Here is a 23,077-nt window from a genome sequence, read left to right on the forward strand (position 1 = left end):
CGCTCACCAGGAGACACAGTTCAGGCCCGCTGACCCCGGAGCCCGCGGAGGGGTCAGCGTGAGCGGTACTGCTGAAGGGTGTGCTCGTGTCGCCGCGGTCGGCGACGTCCATCTCGACGCCGACGTTGTCGGCCGCTATCGGCCCGCGCTTGAGCATCTCGGCGAGAAGGCCGACCTGCTGCTGCTGGCCGGCGATCTGACCCGGCACGGCACACCCGAGGAGGCGGCCTGCGTGGCCCGCGAGTTCGGCGGCCTGCCCGTCCCGGTCGTGGCGATCCTGGGCAATCACGACTATCACTCGGACCAGCAAGAGGCGGTCTCGGCGGTACTGCAAGACGCCGGCCTGACCGTCCTGGAGTGCTCCGGCACCGTCCTGACGTGCAACGGCGTGCGCGTCGGCATCGCCGGCACGAAGGGCTTCGGCGGCGGCTTCGCGGGCGCCTGCTCCAGCGAGTTCGGCGAGCCGGAGATGAAGGCGTTCAGCCGGCACGGCCGCGAACTGGCCGCCCGCTTCGGTTCCGCGCTGGCCGCCCTGGACTGCGACGTGCGGATCGCCCTGACCCACTACGCCCCGGTCCCCGAGACGCTCCTGGGTGAGCCGCTGGAGATCTACCCGTTCCTGGGCTCCTACCACCTGGCCCAGGCCATCGACGCCGCCCCCGGCACCGCCCTGGCCGTCCACGGGCACGCCCACGCCGGCTCGGAACGCGGCACGACCCCGGGCGGCGTCCCGGTGCGCAACGTGGCCCACCCGGTCATCAAGCAGGCGTACAACGTCTACCAGCTCTCGGTCTCCGAACTGCTCACCCCGGCCTGACCGGCCCGGACTCACGCCCGGCCGAGCGCCGGTGACGCCGCCCGGCCGCGGCCGGGCGGCGTGCGGGTCAGAACGGCTCGGCGAGCTCACCGCGCAGGAAGGTGAGTGCGTGGGCCAGGAGGCGGGAGACGTGCATCTGGGAGATGCCGAGGCGCTCGGCGATCTGGGTCTGCGTGAGGTTGCCGAAGAAGCGCATCGCGATGATGCGCTGCTCGCGCTCCGGCAGGCGGGCGATGAGCGGGCGCAGCGACTCCCGGTCGTCGACCGCCTCCAGCTCGCGGTCCGCGCCGCCGAGGAGGTCGGCGAGCTCGGCGCCGGTGTCCTCGGCGATGCCGCCGAGGGGGGCGTTGATGGACAGCGCGCGATACGCGTGGCCCGACTCGAGGCCCTCGATGACCTCCTCCTCGCTGACCCCGACGCGGGTCGCGAGGTCGGCGACGGTCGGCGAGCGGCCCAGCTCCTGAGCCAGGTCGCCGGAGACCTTGCCGAGCTCGAGGCGCAGCTCCTGCAGCCGGCGGGGCACGCGGACGTCCCAGCCCTTGTCGCGGAAGTGCCGCTTGAGCTCCCCGACGATCATCGGGATCGCGTAGCTGGTGAAGGCGGCCCCGCGGGACGGGTCGTAGCCGTCCACGGACTTGATGAGGCCGACGCCGGCGACCTGGGTCAGGTCGTCGAGGGGCTCGCCGCGGTTGCGGAAGCGGCGGGCCAGGTACTCGGCCAGCGGGAAGTACAGCTCGATGAGCCGGGCCCGGATGCGGGGCCGGTCGGGGCTTTCCGCCGGAAGGTCGGCCAGGAGCGTGAGCAGCGATGCGGCGGCCGTTTCGGCTTCCTTGCCCGGGGCGCGGCCGATGGGAGCGGTGCGGCGAATGGTGGGAGCAGTCATGAGGGGGTCCCCCTGCCAGACGGCCGTGCAGGCGCGGGCGCGCGGCGACACGGCTGAGAATTCGGCCGGTGGCGCCCTGGTCTCGAGCGCCCGGCACGGGCCTTCGGTGCCTGGATCGCGGCTGATTTGACGATCCGCCGAGGCCATCCGCCGGTGGAGGAGATCCAGCGACGGATGCAGATGTGGTTTGTCCAACCTACCCCGCGCCCGGACCGGAAAACAAGATGCGCACCACCGAACGTGGTCAGGACACCTCGGAGAGTTCATCCTCGTCGGAGTCCTCGACCTCGTTGGCGCCGGTGACGCTGCGGTACACCCGCTCCAGCTCGGTCGCGGTGCGCTCCCAGGTGTAGCGGGAGCGGACGCGGTCGATGGCCGCGCTGGCGAAGCTCATCCGGCGGACCTCGTCGCCGAGCAGCGAGCGCAGCGCACCGGCGAGGCCGTTGACGTCGCGGGGCGGGACCAGGACCCCGGTGACGTTGTCGATGACGCTCTCGCCGATGCCGCCGACCTCGTAGGCGACCACCGGCACACCGCAGGCCATGGCCTCCAGCGGGGTCAGGCCGAACGGCTCGTACCACGGGGCGCAGGCCAGGACGTCGGCGGAGCGGTACCAGCTCGGCAGGTCGTCGTGCGGGACGGCGCCGACGATGCGGACGCGGTCGGCGACGCCGTTGGCATCGGCCAGCTCCACCAGCCGGCGGGCCTCCGGGTCGGCGTCGATGTCGCGCGGCGGGCGGGCCGGGTCGGAGCCGCCGACAATGATCAGCTCGGCGCCCGGCACCCGGCGCAGCGCCTCGACCAGATCGCCGAAGCCCTTGCGCTCGACAAGCGGGCCGACGGCCAGGATGCGGCGCAGGCCCGGACGGCGGTGGTCGGCGGCCGGACCCGTCGGTGTGAACCTTTCAGTGTCGACCCCGGACGGGACGATCACCGTCGAGCCGCGGCGCACGCCCATCCGGCCCAGCTCGGCGACCTCGTCCTCGCTCTGCGCAATGACGCGGTCGGCCAGTGATCCGAGCGTGCGCTCCAGCCCGGCCCGGGGGCCCTGGCTGGTGTTGCGGTCCATCGGCAGGTGGCGGCGCTCGGCCGCGGACAGGCCGTGGTACGTCACGATGACCGGGCGGCGCACGTCGGCGGTCGCGGTGAGCGCGGCCAGGCCGGACAGCCAGTAGTGGGCGTGCACGACGTCCGGGCCGGAGCCGGGGTCCTTGCCCCAGCGCCCCGCGAGGGCCCGGCCGAACTCGCCCATCAGGGGCAGCTGATCATCGGGCGGCAGCGGCTCCACGGGCCCGGCGGCGACCTGCTCGACGCTCACGCCGGGTGCCAGCGGCACCGTCTCGGGCGCGCTCTTGTCCTCGCGCCGCACATATACGGTGACCTCGTGCGAAAGCGCTCCCAGGGCCTCGGCCAGCGCCGCCACGTGCGTGTGACGGCCGCCCGCCGTCGGTCCCCCCAGCCCGAGCGGGCTGGCCTGAGCGGAGACCAGGGCGATCCTCAACTCTTCCGACCTCCACAAACCCGACTGCGCTGACCTGCCATCGCCCCTACCCGGGCCGGATGGTGGTAAACATCAACGGGCGAGCCGGAAGCAGGCGCGCATCGGGCACGGACGGGAGAGGCAGAACATGGCCGACAAGGCCCCCGCGGAGAGCGGCAGCAGCAGCGCGGAGCCGGCCGAGGCGCTGGCCGCGCTGGTCGCGAAGCTGCGGGCCGAGCTGACCGGGGTGCGGACCGCCATGCGCAACCGCGCCGTGATCGAGCAGGCCAAGGGCGTGCTCGTGGAGCGGCTCGGGGTCACCCCCGACCAGGGCTTCGACCAGCTCGTGCGGCTGAGCCAGCGCACGAACATCAAGCTCATCGAGGTGGCCGCGGCGATCGTCGGCACCACGTCCCCGGACCCGAACGCGCCCGATGTGGTGAATATCATCGACGACGAGCTGCGCCAGCACGTCGACCGGAGTCGGGCGAAAAAGCCGGAAAAGCCGGATTTGTTAGTACTTCCTCAGGCTCGCAAACGGGCCAGCCGTACCCCCGAAGTGGAGGCTTTGCAGTCTCAACATCAGCTGCTGAGCGCCCGGATCGCGGCCGCCCGCAGCTATGACGAGATCTGTGACGTGCTCGGCACCGCGCCGACCGCGTGGGCCGCCCCGACCGCGGTGCTGCTGACCCTCCTCGACCCGGACGGCGCCCAGCGCGGCGCCGGCACGTTCGGGATCCCAGGCGAGGTGCGCACCCAGTGGTCGCGCATCCCCCCGGACCGGGGCCTGCCGCTCGTCGTCGCGGCCCAGGACCTCGAAACGCTCTGGCTGGCCCCCGAGCCCGAGGCGCGCCGCCGCTTCCCAGTGCTCGGCCAGCCGCCGTTCGGCGGGGAGACGCTGCTCGCCTCGCCGCTGATCTCCGGCGAGCGGGTGCTCGGCGGCATCCTCATGACGTGGACCGAAGGGCTGCCGGACACCGACGAGCTGCGGCGGTACGTCGCCGCTCTCCTGGAGCCCGTGGCCCGCCAGGTCGACACCCTCATCCGCGACGAGATCGCCAGCGCCTGGTTCCACGTCGAGGGCGAGGAGAGCGGCCAGGCCGCCCCGGCCCAGGTGTGGCTGCCGACGGTCGTCGACGCGCTGCACGACCCGGCCGCCCTGCTCTCCGCCGTGCACGAGGACGGGCAGGTGGTCGACTTCCGCGTGGAGTACGCCAACGGTCTGGCCCGCCAGATCTTCTCCGGCGCCCGCGTGGACCCCGACGAGGCGACGCTGCTGGCCGCGTACCCGGCGCTGGGCAGCGCGACACTGCTGCCGGAGTTCGCCCGGGTGCTGCAGGACGGGCAGCCGCGGCGCCTGGACGGGCTGCGGGCCGACCCGCGCACCGACGGCGTCCCGGGCCCGCAGACGCTCTCCGTGCACGCCGTGCGCCTCTGGGACCGGGTGTTCGCCGTGTGGCGGGTCGCGACCGAGGCCGACCTGCTCTACGACCAGCTGCTCCAGGCCGAGCGGATCGCCGGCATCGGCTCGTTCTGCTGGGAGCTGCGCGACCCGGAGCCGCGCTGCTCCCCCGAGCTCGTCGCGCTGTTCCACCGCGGCGGCCAGAGCGGCGGCCGCGAGCCCGCCCGCGGCGCCGGCCGCATCCCGGTCGCCGAACTCACCGCAAGCGTGCACCCCGACGACCTCCTGGCCGTCCAGGACGCCGTACGCCGCACGATCGTCGAGGGCAAGCAGCTCCTCGCCGAGATCCGCGGCGCCGGCCGGGTCAACGGCCGCCGCCTGCGCCTCACCGCCGAGCCGATCCACGACGACACCGGCAACGTCACGGCCGTGCGCGGCACCGTCCAGGACGTCACCGAAGAGCGCGCCATCGAGGCCCGCCTGCGCCGCGCCGAGGAGGCCCTGGCGGCCCAGCGTCACCGCCTGGCCGACGAGCGCCGCGCCGCCGAGGCCCTGCAGAAGGCCCTCCTGCCCACCGACCCCGAGCTGGGCCACCTGGAAGGCGTGGAGATCTGCGGCCGCTGCCGCTCCCCCGAGCGCGTCGGCACCATCGACGGCGACTGGTTCGACGCCACACCGGTCGGCAACGGCGGCGGCTCGATCCTGGTCCTGGGCGACGTGGACGAGCGCGGCCTGTCCTCGATGACGACGGCGGCCCGGCTGCGCTATGCCGTCCGGGCGTACGCGATGCTGGACATGGCCCCCGGCGACATCCTCACCGCCGTCAACACGATGCTCTGCCAGATGGAGACCGAGCACACGGCGTGCCTCATCGTGGCCCGCTACACCCCCACGACCCGCACCCTCCAGTGGGCCGCCGCGGGCCAGGTAGCCCCGATCCGCTACGCCGCGGACGGCCGCGGCGAGGTCCTCTCGGGCCCCCTCGGCCTCCCCCTGGGCGAGGTGGACCAGATGCGCTACACCGACACGGCCGTGACACTGGCCCCGGGCGACCGCGTCCTGTTCTACACGGGCGGCAACGCGAGCATCCCCCGCTCCCGCGCCGACCGCCGCCGGGGAGGCGGCCTGGAACTGGTCCGCCGAGCCGGCGAAACCATCGACATGGCCGACTTCGACGCCGTGGTGAACCACTTGATGACAGTCCTGAACGTCCCGGAGGACGAGGACGTCTGCGCCATGCTGGTCCACGTCCCGTAGCAACCGCCCGCGACCCACATGCCCGCCGGCGGCAGCCCGCCGCCGGCCGCCGCCCGCCACCGCCACCGCCACCGCCACCGCCACAGTGATCGTGGCGGAGTGGCGCTGTGGACCTGCGGTGACCGTGAGGCTGCGGTGACCGTGGAACCGCGGTGACCGTGCGGCGGCGGTGACCATGGAGCCGTCCGGACCATACAGCCGCGGGGATCGTGGGGCCGCGGTCACCGTGAGGCTGCGATGACCGTGGAACTGCGACGGCCGTGAGGCTGCGGCAACCGTGAGCCCGCGGCGAGTTTGGGCCCGCGGCAACCGTGAGGCTGCGATGACCGTGGAACCGTCGCGACCGTGGAACCGCGATGCCCAGAGCCGTGGCGGCCATAAGGCTGCGGTGACGATCGAGCCATCGCGACCGTCGAGCCGCGACGACCGTGCAGCGGCGGGGTGCGGTGGCTGTGGAGCGGTGGCTGTGGAGCGGTTTTGGGGTTTGGTGTTCGGCCATGGTTTGTCGACCTGCGTTGATTTTCGTCGACATGGACGGCTGTCGTCGACGGGAGTTGATTTCGTCGGCGGACGTTGACGGTTTTATACGGTTCGGGAGTCCCAGTCCCAGTGCTGGCCGAGACCGTCGAAGCGGCCGAGGGCGTCGCGGTGGCGGGCGGCTATGACGATGCGGTCCGGGCCCAGGTGGGCCAGGAGGTCGTCGTCGCCGTAGTAGCTGAAGGCGGGGTCGGGCCACTGCCACAGGCTGTCGTCGAGCTCGCGGAGGCGGACCTTGACTGCGCGCAACGTTTCTGGATTTGGGTCCATGTGGACCAGGCCGTGCAGCGGGGCGTACGTCGCTTCGTAGACCGCCGCGTAGACCAGGAACCGCGACAGCGGCAGGCCGGTGCGAAGGTTGTCCCGCTCGATGACCTCGGGGTCGAGGGCGCCGGCGGTGAAGGCTTCGGCGTCGTACGAGTACCAATCGAAGGGGCCTTGCCAGAAGCGTGACGATCCCGGCTCCAGCATCTCGTGGTCACGGCTCAGCGGGAACGTGTAGCGCGCGGCCAGGCGGTGCCACTCGGCCAGCGGCGCCGGGACGCCGGGCAGGTCCAGGTCGGCGGGTGGGCGGTCGGGTGGGCCGTACCAGCGGTACACGAAACGGCCGAGGCTGTCGGGTGCGACGACGTCCAACTCGTACACGTCGACCATGATGCCGCGTTGTTGCATATTCGCTACCAAATCTCAGAAGTAGAGCATTACGAATATTGATGAAAACGCGTATCGTCCGGACGCATGCCGGACGACGCCACCGCACGCGAGCGGGCCGCCGACGAGGTGGTCGACGCCCCGGCGCACACCGACACATCCATGCACGCCGACACTTCGGCGGACACCGACACCTCCGTGCACACCGACACTCCGATGCACATCGACACTCCGGCGCATGCCGGCGCCTCCGTGCACGTCGACACTTCGGTGCACGCCGACGCCACGTTGCGTGAGCGGGTGGACGGCGACCCGAAGTTCGCTGGTATCCCGCTGCCGGAGCCGGCCGCCGATGGCCTGGATCAGGCTGCCGACGAGAGCGCCGATGCATCGGGTGCCGCAGTGGCGCCGGGTGCGGCAGTGGCGCCGGGTGCCGCAGTGGCGTCGGGTGGTGACAAGGGCGACGGCGGGGTGGCGTTCGACGGCGTTGAGGAGCAGGTGGGCGCGGACGGGGCGGCGCGGGAGCAGCGGGGTGGCGGCGACGGCGCTGGGGGGTCGGTCGTTGGAGCTGGTGTGAGGCGGGGTGTGCCCGAGCGTGAGGATGACGCGGTCGTTGATGCTTCCGTACTCGAGGACGCCGGGGTTCGGGAGCTGGCGGCGCAGTTCGAGGAGGAGAAGCCCGGGCGGCGGGTGCGCGGGGCCGTTGACGTCGGGGTGACGGCGGTCGCCGGGTTTGCGGCGCTCCTGGTGTTGTGGCAGGTGTTCCGGCCGCTGCCGCAAGGGAGCCAGTACTACCTGGTGATCTTTCTCGGCCTGGTGCTGCCGCTGGTGTTCATTCTGTATCCGTCAGGTATCAGGCTTCGGCGTCGTCACACGGAAGTGGTTCAGGACGGCCCGGTCCTCGGCGGGGGCCCGACCGCCGGGGACTGGGTCCTGGCCGCGGTTGCGCTCGTCACCTGCCTCTATCCGGTCCTGCCGGTCACGCTCGGTGCGGCCGGCGGCGGGTACGACGCGTTCCTCGATCGGCAGGGGCTGCTCGAGCCGCTCGACGTCGTCATGGGCGCGGCGCTGCTGTTGCTGGTGGTCGAGGCGACGCGGCGGACCACGGGCTGGGTACTGCCGGTCGTCTGTGCGCTGTTCCTCGCGTACGACTACTACGGCGGGCTCCTGCCGCAAGGGTGGGAGATCGCGCACGCGGGACTCGATTTCGACCAGATCGTCGACGCGCTGTACAACTCGCCGAGCGGGTTCTACGGGACGCCGCTCGACGTCGCCGCCTCCTACATCGTGCTGTTCACGATCTACGGGGCCGTGCTCGACCTGTCGGGGGCCGGGGCGTTCTTCGTGGAGCTCTCCGTGGCCGCGTTCCGGCGCTCGCGGAGTGCGGCCGGGCGGACGGCGGTGGCGTCGGGCTTCCTGCTCGGCACCGTCTCCGGGTCCGGGGCCGCGACCACCGTCAGTATCGGCGCCGTCACCTGGCCCATCCTGCGCCGGGCCGGCTACCCCGCGGAGCGGGCCGGTGGCATGCTCGCCGCGGCCGGGGTGGGAGCGATCCTGTCACCGCCGACGCTGGGCGCCGCGGCGTTCATCATCGCCGAGTACCTCAACGTGTCGTACCTCAAGGTCCTCGGCTGGGCGACGGTGCCGACGGTGCTGTACTACCTGGGAATCCTGCTGTCCGTCGAGATCGATGCGCGGCGGTTCGGGGCCCGGGCGGTGCACCTCAAGGTGCCACCGGCGTGGTCGCTGCTCACTCGATTCGGCTACCACTTCTTGTCGTTGTTCGTGATTATCGTCCTGCTCGCGCTCGGTCGATCCGCGACGCAGGCGGTGGTGTGGGCGACGCTGCTGGCGGCCGTGCTGTCGTTCCTGGACAAGCGGCACCGGCTCACGCCACGGCGGCTCGTCGAAGCACTCGCGGCCGGCGTCCGGGGCGTCCTGCCCGTCGTGGCGGTGTGCACCGCGGCCGGAGTCATCACAGCGAGTACCACCAAAACTGGTCTTGGTCCTCAATTGTCGAGCCTGATGGTCGATTGGGCCCAGGAACTGGCCACCAACCAGACCGCCGTCATCGCATTGACAGCCGTCTTCGCGGCAATCGCCATGACGCTGCTGGGGCTGGCGGTGCCGGTGACGGCGTCGTTCATCATCGGCTGGGTCATCCTCGGGCAGGCGCTGCTCAACCTGGGCATCTCCGAGCCGGCCACCGCCATGTTCATCTTCTACTTCGCGGTGCTGTCCGAGGCGACGCCGCCCACGGCACTCGCATCGGTCGCGGCCGCCGCGGTGACCGGCGGTCGCGTGTTCCCGACGATGTGGCAGACGTTGCGGTACGCACTGCCGGCGTATCTGGTGCCTATCGCATTCGTCGTCACGCCGGCTGGCCAGGGCCTGCTCGGGCTCGGCGGCTGGGACCAGGTCACGTTCGCACTCGCGGCGTCGGCTGTAGGCGTGCTCGCACTTTCCGTAGCGGCCGGTGGGTGGTTTGTCGGCATTGGCGAGGCTTCAGTGGTACCGCGAACGCTCGCCGGACTGGCTGCCTTCGCACTCCTGTGGCTCGACCTCTGGACCGTTGCCGCCGGCCTGGTGCTGCTCGGGCTGGCCGGACTGTTGGTGTTTCTAGCGAAGAGGAGCTCTCGTGCGAAATCTGAAGATGCTGTGCGCGACGGCGATGTTGCTGTCGGCGGTGGCCGGCTGCGGGGGCCGGCAGACTCCGGCGGGAACGGCTGAGAGCGCGGCCGCGGGCGGCGCCGTCGACTGCAGCGTCAAGGCCGACACCCGCATCTCGATCGCGACCGGCAACACCACCGGCGTCTACTACGTCGTCGGCAACGCCCTGGCCGAGCAGGTCACCAAGGCTACGAACAGCAAGGTGAAGGCCACGGCGGCCGAGACCCAGGCGTCGGTCGGCAACATCCAGAGCCTCGACAAGGGCGACTACCAGGTCGCGTTCTCCCTGTTCGACACCGCGACCGACGCCGTGAAGGGCACCGGCTCCTTCGACGGCAAGCCGGTGAAGATCGCCGCCCTCGGCCGCATCTACGACAACTCCACCCACGTCGTCGTGCGCACCGACTCCGGCATCAACTCGGTGGCCGACATGAAGGGCAAGCGGGTGTCGACCGGCTCGCCGAAGTCCGGCACCGAGGTCATCGCCCAGCGCCTGCTCAAAGCGGCCGGCCTCGACCCCGACAAGGACATCCAGCCGCAGCGCCTGGACCTGGCCAAGACCACCGACGGCATGAAGGCGGGCACCGTCGACGCCTTCTTCTGGTCGGGCGGCCTGCCGACCTCGGGCGTCACCGACCTCTTCACGACCGCCGGCGACAAGGTGAAGTTCATCGACATCGACGGTCTTCTGCCGAAGATGCAGGCCTTGAGCCCCGCGTACCAGTCCGGCACGATCCCGGCCGCGACGTACAAGACGACAGCCGACGTGAAGACGATCGTCGTGCCGAACGTCCTGCTGGTCCGCTCCGACATGGACCCGGGCCTGGCCTGTGTCCTGACGAAGACGCTCGTCGAGAAGCGCGACGACCTGGCGAAGGCCAACCCGGCCGCGAAGGGCATCACCCTGGAGACGGTCCGCAAGACCGACCCGGTCCCCATCCACCCGGGCGCCGCTGCCGCCCTCGACACACTTGGCGCCGCGAAGTAGGTAGGTGCTGAGCCGCGGCCCGGGCTGTCATCCCGGCCGCGGCTCGCCCGTCCTGGGCCCCTGAGGACACCGGCCAAAGCAAAGCGCCGCTCACGCCACCGCTCCATCAGAGCCCCCGCTTCGTGGGGCCGCGAACGGCGGTGAGTTTCACGCTTTCGCGACTGGGCTACGCGCGTGGCTGCCGGGCCGCTCGTCTCAGGGTCCGAAGATGGCTGTCGGGTCGCCGGTGTACCAGATGTTCTCGATGCGCATCCGCCTGACGACCCAGCGGGTGCCGTCCCGGATCAGATCTACGTCGTACACATTCTTCAGCAGCGCGTGGGTGCCGTGGTCGGCGGTGAGCAGATGCTGGGCCTCGACAAGTGCGGTCAGCCGGGCCGAGTCGCCGTCGACGTGGATGCGCGGGTTGGTGACCACGTGGGTGGTGTCGACCCGGCCGGCGAAGAGGCCGGTGATGGTGTCGGCGATGAGGTCCCGGCCGGTCATGAGCGGCGCCTCCCCGCCCCAGCGCGCCGCCGCCGGGCCGAAGTCCAGCTCGGCGGTCTCAGCGAACGCCGAGGCGAGCAGCTCCCGGTCGCGGAGATCCTGCCCGAGCCCGAACCGGTAGAGCGCATCAACAATCTCGACCCGGTCGCGCAGCTCGTCCACCGCCGCGACGCCGTCAGCCTTCACGAGGCCGACGACCCCCGCAACGCCGTGAGCCCCCGCGAGGCTGTTGACTCGCGCCACGCCGTCAGCCCCCACGAGGCTGCTGACTTTCGCGACGCCGTGAGCCCCCGCGAGGCGGTCGGTCGGTGAGGACAGGGCCTGCTTGTCTGTGACGTACATACCGAACACGCTCGTCGATCACCCCGAGCCGAACAACGCCCAACCGTGCAACGATCGTGAAGTCAGGCTTGACGATCGCGGAGGCCCTGGTTGGAGCGGCACGAGCTCGAGACGTTTCTGGCTCTGGCCGAGGAGCTGCACTTCGGCCGGGCCGCCGTCCGCCTGGGTCGCACCACCGCCCGGGTCAGCCAGATCATCCGGGTCCTGGAGCGGCGGATCGGCGCCCCGCTGTTCGACCGCACCAGCCGTCGCGTCGCGCTCACGCCGGCGGGCCGGCGGTTGTACGAGGATCTGCGCCCCGCGTACGCCCAGATCACCGCCGCGATCGCGCGCGCCGTCGCCGCCGCCCGAGGCGTGACCGGCGTGCTCCGCGTGGGCTTCGTCGGCGCCCTCTCCGGGCGGTTGGCGATCGAGGCCGCCGAGCGCTTCCGGCATCGGCACGCCGGCTCGGACGTACAGCTGCGGGAATTGCAGTCAGGTGCAGCCACCGAGCGCCTTCAGGCGGACGAGGTCGACGTGCTGATCGCCTGTTTCCCGATCGATGCGCCCGACCTCACGACCGGGGCACCCCTGTTCTCCGAACCCCGAATGCTCGCCGTAGCCACCCACCATCCCTTCGCAGCTCGCCCGTCCGTCTCGGTAACGGACCTCGCTCACAGCCGCATGGTCGCCGCCCCCTGCTCCCTCCCCGACACGGTCCCAGCCGGCGCAGCCGCAGCCGCCGCAAACCCGAACGGCGCAACCACGAACGGCGCAGCACTGAACGGCGCTGGCAGCATGGCCCGGAGCAGCCCAGAAGGGCCGGTAGCGGAGACGTTCCAGGAGGCCCTGACCCTGGTCGGCGCCGGCCAGGGCGCCTTCGTCGTAGGCGAGCACGCCACCCGCTTCTACCCGCGCCCGGACATCACCTACGTCCCGCTGCGAGACGCGCCGCCGCTGCACTGGGGCCCCGTCTGGCCCACGACCCGCGCAACCGCGAGAGTCCGCGCCTTCCTAGCCGCCGCGGCCGCCCCCTGAACACGTCACGGCATCACCCCCGCCAGATGCGCATGCACCATCCGCGCCGCGGCGCAGGCTTCCCGGATCGCGGCCACGTCGGACGAGTCGTGCGGAAAGAACGTCAGCCGCCCGTCGTCCTCAAGCACCACCGCCACCTCAACCCGCTCCAAGATCGCGGCCAGTGTCCACTGCGCATCAAGCGCCGCCCGCCCGACTATCGGAGCGGGCACCCGCCAGAGGTCGTCGACCGTCAACGCCACCGGCGCCGCCCCCACATCGACTGTCATGCCTCAAGGCTAGAAGCCCCCACCACCCCCAACCAGCAAGATTTTCTTCCTGTGGATAACCGCACCGGCCAACCGACACACCAGCCTGCGGAGCGGTCCTCAACAGGCGAAACGCTCGATACCGCGACCGCCAACCGGCACCACCGTGGCACCGGCTCGGCCGGGCGCGATCACGGCCTGTTGACGGTCGCTCCGAACGCTCGAACTGCCGCTCAGATCCCCAGCAGGATCTCCGTACGCCGAGCCGGCGCCCCATCGACCGGAGCCGGATCGTCCGGGGTGGGAGCCACGCCGCCCGCCGCGATCCGGTCGAGCGTGTTCAGCCCGAGCGGGCGAACCGCCCCGAACACGGTGTAGTTCGGCCGCAGCACCGAGTCGGCGAACACCAGGAAGAACTGACTGCCGTTCGTGTCCGGCCCGGCGTTGGCCATGGCGAGCAGCCCACGGCCGTAGATCCGCCGCACACCCGTGGGGTCGGTCGGGGCCGGAGGGAGGTTCGTGGGGAGCTCGTCCTTGTAGCTGTACCCGGGGCCGCCCTCGCCGGTGCCGGTCGGATCGCCGCACTGCAGGACCTTCAGCGTGGGGTACGTGGTGAGGCGGTGGCAAATGGTCCGGTTGTAGAAGCCGTGCCGGGTGAGGTGCAGGAAGCTCTGCACGGTGCAGGGTGCCTGGGCCCGGTCGAGCGCGAGCGGGATCAGCCCGAGGTTGGTGAACAGCGTGACCGTGACGATCCCGCGGTCGGGCGTGTGCCGCGGGTCGGGCGGCAGCGAGACCGGCCGCGCGGGCGGGTCGTCGGGGGTCGGCGTGTACTGGCACGGGCCCGCTGTCGGCCCGGCCTGACCCGGCGCAGCGGCCTGGGCCACCGGGGCGGCGACGACCACCCCGAGCGTCACCATGAGAGCGGTCACCAAGGACATCGACGTCCGAAGATATGTCACCCTGCCGGTCTAACGGATGTCGATGGGGGCCGTCAAGAGCGGAAACCGGACCCATTGAGCCGATCGAAAGCCCCCGACCAGCCCGTATATTGGCGACGTGGATGCGCGAGGATACCGGCTCGGGGTCGACTTCGGTACCTCGAACACCGTGGCGATGCTTGTCTGGCCGGACGGGCACGTTCGCCCGCTGCTGTTCGACGGCTCGCCGACGCTGCCCTCGGCCGTCTACGCCGACGCGCAGCAGGGCCTGCTCACCGGCCGCGACGCGATGCACGCGGCCCGGATCAGCCCGGAGCGGTACGAGCCGAATCCCAAGCGCCGCATCGACGAATCGGCCGTCCTGCTGGGCGAGCACGAAATCCCTACAGCGGACCTCATCGCCGCCGTCCTGGCCCGCGTGGCCGCCGAGGCGCGGCGGGTCTCCGGTGGCGCGCTCGGCCCCGCGACCATCACGTGCCCGGCGGCCTGGGCGCAGACCCGGCGGAGCGTCCTGCTGGCCGCGGCCCAGCGAGCCGGCCTGGGAGCCGTGACGCTGGTGCCCGAACCGGTCGCCGCCGCGGAGGTCTTCCGCACGATGGGCGGCCAGAACGCGCCCCAGGCCCGGCCCGGCTCGGCCTTCGTCGTGTACGACCTCGGCGCCGGCACCTTCGACGCCTCCGTCGTCCGCCACGGCAACGGCAGCTTCCAGGTCCTGTCGGCCGAGGGCCTGAGCACGTCGGGTGGCCTGGACATCGACGCGTCGATCGTCGGGTACCTCGGCGCCGTCCACGGCGGCCACAACCCCGAGGCGTGGCGGAGCCTGACCCACCCCGCGACGAGCGCCGAGCGCCGAGCGCACCGCCTCCTCTGGGACGACGTCCGCAACGCGAAGGAGATGCTCTCCCGCACCTCCTCCACCATGATCCACGTTCCCGCCCTGGAGACCGACGTCCCGCTGGGCCGCGACCAGCTGGAGCAGCTGGCCCGCCCGATCCTGACCGCCACTGTCACCTCGACCCGCGCGGCCATCGGCGCCGCCGGCCTGGCCCCGTCCGACATCGAGGGCGTCTTCCTGGTGGGCGGCGGCAGCCGGATCCCGCTCGTCGCCACCCTCCTCCACCAGGCCCTCGGCATCGCCCCGACGGTCGTGGAGCAGCCGGAGCTGGTGGTCGCCCAGGGCGCGGTGGGCGCTTCGGCGCAGTTCACAACCCCAAATGCTTCAGCGGTTGTACCTCCAGTGCCCTCCTCTCCCCCGACGACGCGAGCCTCGGCCGCAGTCCCGATCTCCGCTCCCCCGACCCCCGCCCCGACCTCAGCGGTCCCGGTGAGCGGCGGCGACCTCCCGGCAGCCCCCGTCTCCCCCGGCTTCGCCGCCACCCCGGTGAGCGCGGGCCCGATGAGCACAACCCCGCTGGACGCCGCCCCGGTCAGTAGCAACCCGGTCAGCGGCAACCCGTACGGCGCCAGCCCCACCAGCGCCGGCCCGGTGAGCGGCAACTACGCCGGCAACCACCCGGTGAGCGCGCCACCCCCCGCATCCCCGCGCCCGCCGGTCACGACGCATCCGCTGACCACACCGGCCAGGCCGTTACCGCAACAACCGGAGCAGCCCCGGGCGAAGAAGCGCACCGGCGTCCTGATCGCCGCCGCCCTGGCCGTTCTCCTGGTGCTGGCCGGCGGCGCGTACGGCATCAACCAGTACCTGAACAGGAACACCGAGACCGGCAACTCGGCCGGCAACGGCGGCGACTCCACCAGCTCCGGCAGCGACGAGACCCAGGCCGACGAGGACCGCCCGAGCCCCGACTGGGCCACGACGGCCGAGGAGTTCGACGAGAAGGCCGGCACCACCATCGCCTACCACTGCCCCAACAAGGGCTGGATCGGCACCGTCTACGGCACCGGCGTCTACACCACCTCGTCCTCCGTCTGCACAGCCGCCGTCCACGACGGCCGCATCACGCTGGAAGACGGCGGCCGCGTGGTCATCAAAATCATCCAGGGCCAGGACTCCTACGAGGCCTCCCTCCAGCACGGCATCAACACCACCGCCTACGGCCCGTGCCCCTGGGCGTTCCAGATCATCAGCTGACACCGGCCGCGGCGACCGGGCCGGCAGCACCCGCCGCGACGTCGGCGCGATCGCCGAGCACCCGCGATCCAGCCCGAGCCGCCCGCCGCACCGCCCTGCACGACACCCACGGCGCAGCCGCGCCCGCGGACGACGACCGAGGCCGCGCCGTAAAGCAGTGCTTCTCCTACCCCGGCGGCCGGACGGGCTACAGGGTCTGGGTGGTGGCGACGGCGAGCAGCTCGCTGGAGTGGCTGCCGAACACGCCCACGGTGGCCGGCCGCGGCGTGAACCCCGGCAGCGCCGTCAGGCCGTCACTGCCGTCCACCAACCGCAGCGCGAACGCCCCCGCCCCGGTCAGCACCAGCGTCACGTCCAGCCCCGCCGCGGATGGCCCGTTGAAGACCACGCCGAACCGATCCTGCGCGCTTATGTACGTGACCGCCTCCCGCCCCTCCACGGTGGCCGACACCACGCGGTGGTCGCCGACCGGGCCGTAGAACGACAGGAACCGGACGTCGCGCTGCGAGGCGATGCGCAGGTGCAGGGTGCGCCGGTCACCCGCCGTCTCGTCGGACAGGACCGTGGCCTTCGGCGCGGCGAGGTCGGCCGACTGAGCCGGCCCGACGGACAGCTCGCCTTCGGGCAGCACCGGGAACTGCCGGTTGAGCCGCTGGTGGCCGTGGACGTAACGGCTGGTCCACTCCCCCGGCGACCGCTCCAGCGACACCCACTCCGCGGTGCCGGTGTCCTTGTCCAGCGCGTACATGAGGTGGGTCGGCTCCGGATGCCCCACATCCCAGCTGTCCACGACCATGCCGGTCATCGTGCAGATGACCGCGAGCACCAGCGCACCGAGCGCCGGGGCCGCGCCCAGACGGCGGTGCCGGGGTGCGGTCGGCGCGCGGAACAGCGGCTCCAGCACCGGCAGCCCGGCCAGCCCCAGCAGCATCGCGAGCATGGCCGCCGCCGCGCCCGTGGCCAGGCCCAGCGCCGGGAAGAACAGCGCGACGGTGGGCGCCAGGATGAGCGTGGACACCGCGGCCCCGGCGGTGAGGACGCCCACCTTGACGAGCGCGGGACGGGCGTACAGGGCGCCGATCCCGGCCAGCGCCCCGAACAGCGCGGGCAGTCCGACCAGATACGAGCCACCGGGAATGGCCGCCGCGAACAGGATGCCGAGGAGGGCGAGCAGGGTCAGAGCGCCCGTCGCGAGCGGGACGGGCCCGACCCTGCGCCTGCTGGACGAGTACCAACACAGCAAAACGGCGGCCGACAACGCCACGACGCCGAAGCGGAGCCAGGTCGGCCGGGCCGGGTCGAGCAGTTCGCCGTAGCCGGGCCTGATCGCGACGAGCAGGGCCCAGAGCAGCTGGGCGGCCACCGCGGCACCGACAAGCGGTACCAACGCCAGACCGAGACCCGAAAGCGTCCGGGGCACCGAGGTCAGGCCCCGGCGCCGGGCCAGGAAGACCAGGACGGCCACCGCCAGCAGGGCCAGGATCGCCAGGGGCCAGGTGAGCGCGGCCGGGTATCGCACCAGCAGACCCGCGAACGGGAAGTACACCGCGTCGCCCGCGGCCGGCTTCATCAGCGGCGGAAGGTCGGCCCGGCCGAACTCCCGGGTCAGCGCGAGGGCCTCGTCGCCGTGGTGCTGGAGGCTGGCCCGGTCCATCGTCGACGGGCGGTCCATGGGGCTGTGATACACCGACGATCCGTCGATGTACGCGGTGTTGAGCCCGGTGAACCGGGTCTGGGCCAGGACGGGGGTGAAGTCGGTGTCGTTCGAGAGCAGCCGGTACACCTCGACGGCCAGGCTGGTGCCGACCGGGCGCGGGGTGCGGGCGTAGACGTCGATCAGGTCGGCGTTGCCGGCCGAGGTCTGGAACATCACGGCGGGGCCGCTGCTGCCGCGGGCCTCGAAGTTGAGCACGACCGACGGTTTCTGGCCGAGCGGGTGGCGGCTCACGAACGCCTCGGCGCCGCACAGGCACGCCTCTTCGGCGTCGGTGAAGACGAAGACGACGTCGTTGCGCGGCTTGGCGGCGCCGCCCTGAGTGAGGGCCCGCGCGACCTCCAGGAGGGTGCTGGAGCCGGCGCCGTCGTCGTTGGCGCCGTAGCTGACCTGCACCGAGTCGTAGTGGGCCATGAGCGCGACCTGGCCGGTGGAGGCGGTGCCGGGCAGGACCGCGACGACATTGCGCACGTGGGCCATGCTGCCGCTGCCGAACTTGCCGGCGTTGACGCCGACGGTGTCCTGCACCTCGGGCCGTAGTCCGTAGCCGGTCAGGGTGGCGACAATGTACTCCCGCACCCGGTCGGCGGCGGGGCTGCCCGTAACGTGGACCTCCTGGCCGATGCGCTGCACGTGCTCGAACGCGCGGGCGGCGGAGAACTCGCCGGCGGCGATCGTGGCCGGGCGCGGCGACGGGGGCTGCACGTCGGCGATCCCGAGGAACGCCATCAACGCGAGCACCACCAGCACCACTGCCGCCACCAGCGGCCGCCGCGGCGGACTGGTGAACGTGCGATCGACTTCGGCCACGGCCACATTCTGCACCGGGGGTACGACACTTTTTGAGCGGCTGGTCAGGCGCCCGTCTGTCCCCCGTTCGGAGTGCAGTGGTTCATGAACGGGTGCCGGTCGGTTGTTGGCGGCCGGATCGGCCCGCGGACTGCCTAACGTCATCGTCCATGAACAACGAACTCACCCCTGCCGCCGCCGTCGAGTTCGACGCCGGCTACCTGGCCACCGCCGAGCTCGACGCCCGCTTCTACCTCGACCACGTCATGGCCATGGTCGGCGTCGACGGGCTCGTCGAGGCCCTCGCCCAGCCGTTCCTGCTGGCCAAGATCGACCAGCATGCCGCCGCCGTGCGGGAGAGCCTGGTCGCCGCGGGCAAGCCGCTCGGCCCGTTGTCGCTGGCCGGCTACGCGCGCTCGGTGATTGCGGTCCACCAGCGCCACGGCCGCCCGCTCCCCACCCCGGACAGCGTCAACTGGGCGGAGGCCGACTGGACGGTCCTGCGCCTGGTCGCCGTGTGCCATCTGGCCGACGACGCCGACGCTTTTTAAGCCCATTCCGCATTGGTACCGCCACGAGCCCGCGAGCGCCGTCAGCGTCGACGGCCCTGAGACTCGTTCCACCGGAAGTGCACGAACAGCCGTCCGAAGTTGTCCGAATCCTTCTCCACCCGGTGATAGAGCGCCTTGATCTCCCGCTGGTCGAGGAATCGCAGCACCCGCTTCTTCAACGCCCCCGACCCCTTCCCCGGGATGATCTCGACGAGGGTGGCCCGCTTGGCCACCGCCTCGTCGATGATCCCGCGCAGTGCGCGCTCGATGTCGCCGCTGCGGTTGAAGATGTCGTGGAGGTCGAGTTTGAGCTTCACGCCCCCACAGTAGCCGCGACCGGGCCCAGGGTCGGATGTCCCGCCGCCTTCCAGGCGCGGAAGCCGCCGTCGAGATCCGTGGCCCGATGCAGCCCCAGGTCCTGCAGGGCGGCGGCGGCCAGCGACGACGTGTACCCCTCGGAGCAGAACACCACCACCGGCAGGTCGTAGCGGCCGGCGATATCCAGTCGGGCGTCGCTGCGCGGGTCGAACCGCCACTCCAGCACGTTGCGCTCCACGATCAGCGCGCCCGGGATCTCGCCCTCCAGCGCACGCTGCGCGGCCGGGCGGATGTCCACCAGGATCGCACCCTCGGCGAAGGCGAGCCGGGCCTGATCCGCGTCGAGCCGCTCGAGCCGGGCCCGCGCCTCGGCCAGGATCTCGTCGATGCCCCGTCCGGGCGCGACAGCCGCGGTCACCAGTCCGCCCCCGCCTTCGTGATCGACTCGACCGACAGCCGGCCGTCGTGCAGCCGATACCGCGTCATCGCCGTCAGCGCCGGCCCGTACACGTGCACGGTGACGGCCGGGCGGGTGCCCGCGTTCACGATCCGGTGCACGAAGTGCGCGCCGAAGCGGTGGCCCTGCCCCTCGCGGTACACCCTGCTCACCAGCTCACCCCCGCTCACCGTCTGCTCGACGAGCTCGCCGGAGACGACGGTGAACGCACCGGCCGAGCCGCCGTGGTCGTGCAGGTCGGTGCCCTGCCCCGGCAGCCAGGTCAGCAGCCATACCTCGTGGTCGGGGGCGGCGGCCAGCCGGCCGTACCAGCGCCGGGCCGGATCGAAGCGCGGGGCGAATGGCCACTCGTCGGGCTCCGCGGCGTAGTCGCGGGCGAGCGCGAGCAGGTCGGTCGGGCGGGCGACCGTGTTCACGAGAGACATGAAGTTCTCCAGTATTCAGGCGTATTAGATAGGAATTAAAGCAGACGGCGCCGCCGTGCGGCCGTAGCCACGGCCACTCGATCACACGTGTCTTCCGCGAGCCTGAAGCTCGAGCGGGAGCGCGGCCCTAGCGGGGACAGCGCGCGGCGGCGTGCCGAACGAGGTCAACGACCAGTCGTCGGGTCAACAGCGCCATGCATCCGACTGTGCCCGCCGTCCCCGGCAGCGTCAACTTTCGCCCATCATCCGGGAATCGCTAACGCCCCGTTAACACGCCGCCCGGAAGACTCGGCCTGACAGCACGTGACAGGCCGATGTGCGCGGTTTGACAGCGACCCGGTGCAGGATGCAGGCGATAGAAGAGGCGAGTCCGCATGGATCATTCACGAGGGGTAAAGCCATGAGCTTCGCTTTCCAGGCCACCGGCCTGGTCAAGCGCTTCGGCAAGACCACCGCACTGGCCGGGGTGGACCTGGCCGCGGAGTCCGGGACGGTGCTGGGCGTCCTGGGCCCGAACGGCGCCGGCAAGACCACCGCGGTGCGCATTCTGGCCACGCTGCTGCGCCCGGACGAGGGCCGGGCCGTCGTCGGCGGCTACGACGTGCTGCGCAACCCGGCCCAGGTGCGCCGGATCAGCGGCCTGACCGGCCAGTTCGCCTCGGTCGACGAGGACCTGACCGGCACCGAGAACATCGTCATGATCGGCCAGCTGCTCGACCTGCGGGCGAAGGAGGCCAAGGCGCGGGCCAAGGCGCTGCTGGCCGAGTTCGACCTCACCGAGGCGGCCGACCGCCCGGCCAAGACCTACTCCGGCGGCATGCGGCGCCGCCTCGACCTGGCCGCGAGCCTGGTCGGCCGCCCGGCGATCGTCTACCTGGACGAGCCCACGACGGGCCTCGACCCGGCCAAGCGCGAGGACGTCTGGAACATGGTCCGGGCCCAGGTCCGCGAGGGGACGACAGTCCTGCTGACCACGCAGTACCTCGAAGAGGCCGACGCCCTCGCCGACGAGATCTCCGTCATCAACCACGGCAAGGTCATCGCCCACGGCACCCCGGCCGACCTCAAGCACATCGTCGGCGGCCAGACGATCAGCGTGCGCCCGACCGACCCGGCGCACCTGGACACGGTCGCGACCATCCTGGCCACCGTCTCCGGCAACCAGCCCGAGTCCCACGGCCGCGGGGTGCTGTCCGTGCCGGTCACCGACGACAGCGCCATGACCGCCGTGGTGCGCCGCCTGGACGAGGCGGGCATCGGCGTCATCGAGCTCTCGCTGCACCTGCCCAGCCTGGACGAGGTCTTCTTCACACTCACCCGCGAGCGCCAGGACCAGGAGGTGGCGGCATGACGACCACGACGACCCAACCGAGCACCGGCGAGGACGCCCAGTTCATCGCGGCCGTCCCGCCCCGCCCCTTCGGCCTGGTCCGGCACAGCCTGGTCATGGCCCGCCGGAGCCTGATCAAGACCATGCGCACACCCGAGCAGCTCCTGGACGTCACGCTCCAGCCGATCATCTTCATCGTGCTGTTCGTGTACCTCCTGGGCGGCGCGATCGCCGGTGACCGCCACGCGTACATGCAGTTCCTGCTGCCCGCCCTCATGGTGCAGAACGTCCTCTTCGCCTCCGCACCGACCGGCGTCAGCCTCAACACCGACATCAAGAACGGCGTCTTCGACCGGTTCCGCAGCCTCCCGATCAGCCGCTCGGCCCCCCTCATCGGCGGCGTCCTGGGCGACATGATCCGCTTCGTGGTCTCGATCGCCGTGATGATCGGCGTCGGCTACGCCCTGGGCTTCCGCGTGGAGACCTCGTTCCTGGAGGTCGTGGCCGCCTGCCTCTTGGTCATGTTCATGGCCTTCTGCTTCAGCTGGATGTTCGTCCTGCTGGGCATGATCGTCCGCGAGCCGGGCGCGGTCCAGGGCCTGGGCTTCGTCATCATGTTCCCCCTGACCTTCGGCACCAACGTCCTGGTGCCGACCAACACCTTGCCCGGCTGGCTCCAGGCATGGGTCAAGGTCAACCCCGTAGCCGACGCGATGGAGGCCGCCAGAGCCCTGATGGTCGGCCAGGGCGAGGTAGGCACCCCGGTCCTCAAAACGTTCCTCTGGTCCCTAGCCATCCTGGCCGTCTTCGCCCCCTTGGCCGTCCGCGCCTACCGCCGCAAAGCCTGACCCAACCCCCACCCAAGCACCCACCGCATCACCAACCCGATCACCACGTACACACCACCCAAGCAATCCCACCAACACCATCACCAAGGGCAGCCCGATTTCAAGCCGCGCTGCCCTGAACCAGCCGGCCGCAGCGTCGCCGCTACAACAACCCAAGCGGCAACGCTGCGGCCCGGCACACCCGGGGCGCAGCGTCGCCGCTACAACAACCCAAGCGGCAACGCTGCGGCCCGGCACACCCGGGGCCCATCACACCCCAGCAACCAAAGCTCCACCAGCACACTGCGACCCGATACACCTGCGGCCGGCCCACCCCAATACCCAGCGGTAAACGCTTCAACGCGAGCTTGCCCAGCCCCGGGCGGCACAACACCATGGCCAGGCGCGGGCCCAGCAGGATCAGCGTCACCGCCTCGCCCTCGCGGCCTTCAGATGGCGGAGTGACATGGGGGGCCGTCACGAGCGGCCGGCTACCGCTCGCCCCAAGGCGTGCGGCTCGCTGTCGCGTCGGCGAGCGCGGAGATCCCGACGGTGGAGGCCCTGAGCGTCCGCTGGCCCTGGTCGCACGGTCGCCGTGGACGTCCATCTACCCAACGCCAACCATGACCACGTCGAGATGCTGGCCCACAGCTCGGACTACGACCCAGCAAACCGGCGCCGAGCGCGACCGCCAATTGCATCGCCGCGCCGGGACGAAGGCCACGCATGAACCCGCCGAAGGCACTCCGGCCAGCCACACGAGAGCCGGACCCACAGACCCAGCCACGTAAAGCGCGTCTCCAACCTCGGCCTTAGAAATCGGCGGCGGACTACGCGCGCCGGCCGCCCACGACGAGG

General features: G+C 71.5%; 19 protein-coding genes and 1 pseudogene. 10 read left to right on the forward strand and 10 right to left on the reverse strand.

Annotation, left to right across the window (positions count from 1 at the left end):
- Positions 1 to 58: 58 nt before the first annotated feature.
- Positions 59 to 817, forward strand: coding sequence for a metallophosphoesterase family protein (locus Dvina_RS45650; protein ID WP_223097580.1), 759 nt, complete (start codon positions 59 to 61; stop codon positions 815 to 817).
- 67 nt (positions 818 to 884) lie between these two features.
- On the opposite strand, the gene Dvina_RS45655 is transcribed toward Dvina_RS45650, so the two are convergent.
- Both Dvina_RS45655 and Dvina_RS45660 read right to left on the reverse strand, forming a co-directional pair.
- Positions 885 to 1,700 carry an RNA polymerase sigma factor SigF gene (locus tag Dvina_RS45655; protein ID WP_223097581.1) on the reverse strand — a complete coding sequence of 272 codons (816 nt, stop codon included), beginning with the start codon at positions 1,698 to 1,700 and terminating at the stop codon, positions 885 to 887.
- Positions 1,701 to 1,944: 244 nt separating this feature from the next.
- On the reverse strand, positions 1,945 to 3,201 hold the full coding sequence (locus Dvina_RS45660; protein WP_223097582.1) for a glycosyltransferase: 1,257 nt from the start codon (positions 3,199 to 3,201) through the stop codon (positions 1,945 to 1,947).
- A 238-nt stretch (positions 3,202 to 3,439) separates the two neighbouring features.
- Here Dvina_RS45660 and Dvina_RS55875 point away from each other — a divergent pair.
- Both Dvina_RS55875 and Dvina_RS45665 read left to right on the forward strand, forming a co-directional pair.
- Positions 3,440 to 3,523: pseudogene (locus Dvina_RS55875) on the forward strand (ANTAR domain-containing protein); the annotation flags it as partial.
- Positions 3,524 to 3,748: 225 nt separating this feature from the next.
- Positions 3,749 to 5,839 (forward strand): PP2C family protein-serine/threonine phosphatase, encoded by a 2,091-nt coding sequence (locus Dvina_RS45665; RefSeq protein ID WP_246655749.1) that lies wholly within the window; start codon positions 3,749 to 3,751, stop codon positions 5,837 to 5,839.
- 582 nt (positions 5,840 to 6,421) lie between these two features.
- Here the strand turns inward: Dvina_RS45665 and Dvina_RS45670 are convergent.
- Entirely contained in the window at positions 6,422 to 7,021 is a 600-nt protein-coding gene (locus Dvina_RS45670) for a hypothetical protein (protein WP_223097586.1), read from the reverse strand.
- Positions 7,022 to 7,114: 93 nt separating this feature from the next.
- On the opposite strand from Dvina_RS45670, the gene Dvina_RS45675 reads away from it, so the two are divergent.
- Entirely contained in the window at positions 7,115 to 9,757 is a 2,643-nt protein-coding gene (locus Dvina_RS45675; protein WP_246655750.1) for a TRAP transporter permease, read from the forward strand.
- Positions 9,666 to 10,685 (forward strand): TAXI family TRAP transporter solute-binding subunit, encoded by a 1,020-nt coding sequence (locus Dvina_RS45680; RefSeq protein ID WP_246655751.1) that lies wholly within the window; start codon positions 9,666 to 9,668, stop codon positions 10,683 to 10,685. Before Dvina_RS45675 ends, Dvina_RS45680 begins: the two co-directional genes overlap by 92 nt.
- A 195-nt stretch (positions 10,686 to 10,880) precedes the next feature.
- Here the strand turns inward: Dvina_RS45680 and Dvina_RS45685 are convergent, their stop codons facing one another.
- Entirely contained in the window at positions 10,881 to 11,513 is a 633-nt protein-coding gene (locus tag Dvina_RS45685; protein WP_223097588.1) for a nuclear transport factor 2 family protein, read from the reverse strand.
- 90 nt (positions 11,514 to 11,603) lie between these two features.
- On the opposite strand from Dvina_RS45685, the gene Dvina_RS45690 reads away from it, so the two are divergent.
- On the forward strand, positions 11,604 to 12,530 hold the full coding sequence (locus tag Dvina_RS45690; RefSeq protein ID WP_223097590.1) for a LysR family transcriptional regulator: 927 nt from the start codon (positions 11,604 to 11,606) through the stop codon (positions 12,528 to 12,530).
- 5 nt (positions 12,531 to 12,535) lie between these two features.
- On the opposite strand, the gene Dvina_RS45695 is transcribed toward Dvina_RS45690, so the two are convergent.
- Positions 12,536 to 12,799, reverse strand: a complete 264-nt coding sequence (locus Dvina_RS45695) for a hypothetical protein (RefSeq protein ID WP_223097592.1) — start codon at positions 12,797 to 12,799, stop codon at positions 12,536 to 12,538.
- A 212-nt stretch (positions 12,800 to 13,011) separates the two neighbouring features.
- Positions 13,012 to 13,716 (reverse strand): peptidylprolyl isomerase, encoded by a 705-nt coding sequence (locus Dvina_RS45700; RefSeq protein WP_223097594.1) that lies wholly within the window; start codon positions 13,714 to 13,716, stop codon positions 13,012 to 13,014.
- A 118-nt stretch (positions 13,717 to 13,834) separates the two neighbouring features.
- Between Dvina_RS45700 and Dvina_RS45705 the strand changes: the two genes are divergently transcribed.
- Positions 13,835 to 15,808: an Hsp70 family protein gene (locus Dvina_RS45705; protein ID WP_223097596.1), complete on the forward strand. Its 1,974-nt coding sequence runs from the start codon at positions 13,835 to 13,837 to the stop codon at positions 15,806 to 15,808.
- 187 nt (positions 15,809 to 15,995) lie between these two features.
- On the opposite strand, the gene Dvina_RS45710 is transcribed toward Dvina_RS45705, so the two are convergent.
- Positions 15,996 to 18,332 carry a M28 family peptidase gene (locus Dvina_RS45710; protein ID WP_246655752.1) on the reverse strand — a complete coding sequence of 779 codons (2,337 nt, stop codon included), beginning with the start codon at positions 18,330 to 18,332 and terminating at the stop codon, positions 15,996 to 15,998.
- Between the two features lie 149 nt (positions 18,333 to 18,481).
- Here Dvina_RS45710 and Dvina_RS45715 point away from each other — a divergent pair, with 149 nt between their 5' ends.
- Complete coding sequence (locus tag Dvina_RS45715; protein ID WP_246655753.1) at positions 18,482 to 18,862, forward strand: DUF6401 family natural product biosynthesis protein; 381 nt, start codon at positions 18,482 to 18,484, stop codon at positions 18,860 to 18,862.
- A 41-nt stretch (positions 18,863 to 18,903) separates the two neighbouring features.
- Here the strand turns inward: Dvina_RS45715 and Dvina_RS45720 are convergent, their stop codons facing one another.
- Genes Dvina_RS45720 through Dvina_RS45730 form a run of 3 tightly spaced genes read right to left on the reverse strand, consistent with a single transcriptional unit; the run spans position 18,904 to position 20,062 of the window.
- A complete protein-coding gene (locus Dvina_RS45720) occupies positions 18,904 to 19,179 on the reverse strand; it encodes a Smr/MutS family protein (RefSeq protein ID WP_223097600.1) in 276 nt (91 codons plus the stop codon).
- Positions 19,176 to 19,598, reverse strand: a complete 423-nt coding sequence (locus Dvina_RS45725; RefSeq protein ID WP_223097602.1) for a rhodanese-like domain-containing protein — start codon at positions 19,596 to 19,598, stop codon at positions 19,176 to 19,178. The genes Dvina_RS45720 and Dvina_RS45725 overlap by 4 nt, the downstream gene beginning before the upstream one ends.
- Positions 19,595 to 20,062, reverse strand: coding sequence for a cysteine dioxygenase (locus Dvina_RS45730; protein ID WP_223097604.1), 468 nt, complete (start codon positions 20,060 to 20,062; stop codon positions 19,595 to 19,597). Before Dvina_RS45730 ends, Dvina_RS45725 begins: the two co-directional genes overlap by 4 nt.
- Positions 20,063 to 20,462: 400 nt before the next feature.
- On the opposite strand from Dvina_RS45730, the gene Dvina_RS45735 reads away from it, so the two are divergent.
- Positions 20,463 to 21,413: an ATP-binding cassette domain-containing protein gene (locus Dvina_RS45735; protein ID WP_223097606.1), complete on the forward strand. Its 951-nt coding sequence runs from the start codon at positions 20,463 to 20,465 to the stop codon at positions 21,411 to 21,413.
- Positions 21,410 to 22,240, forward strand: a complete 831-nt coding sequence (locus Dvina_RS45740; protein WP_223097608.1) for an ABC transporter permease — start codon at positions 21,410 to 21,412, stop codon at positions 22,238 to 22,240. Before Dvina_RS45735 ends, Dvina_RS45740 begins: the two co-directional genes overlap by 4 nt.
- Positions 22,241 to 23,077 lie beyond the last annotated feature (837 nt).

Origin of the sequence: Dactylosporangium vinaceum (assembly GCF_019904175.1) — a bacterium.
Taxonomy (GTDB): Bacteria; Actinomycetota; Actinomycetes; order Mycobacteriales; family Micromonosporaceae; genus Dactylosporangium; species Dactylosporangium vinaceum.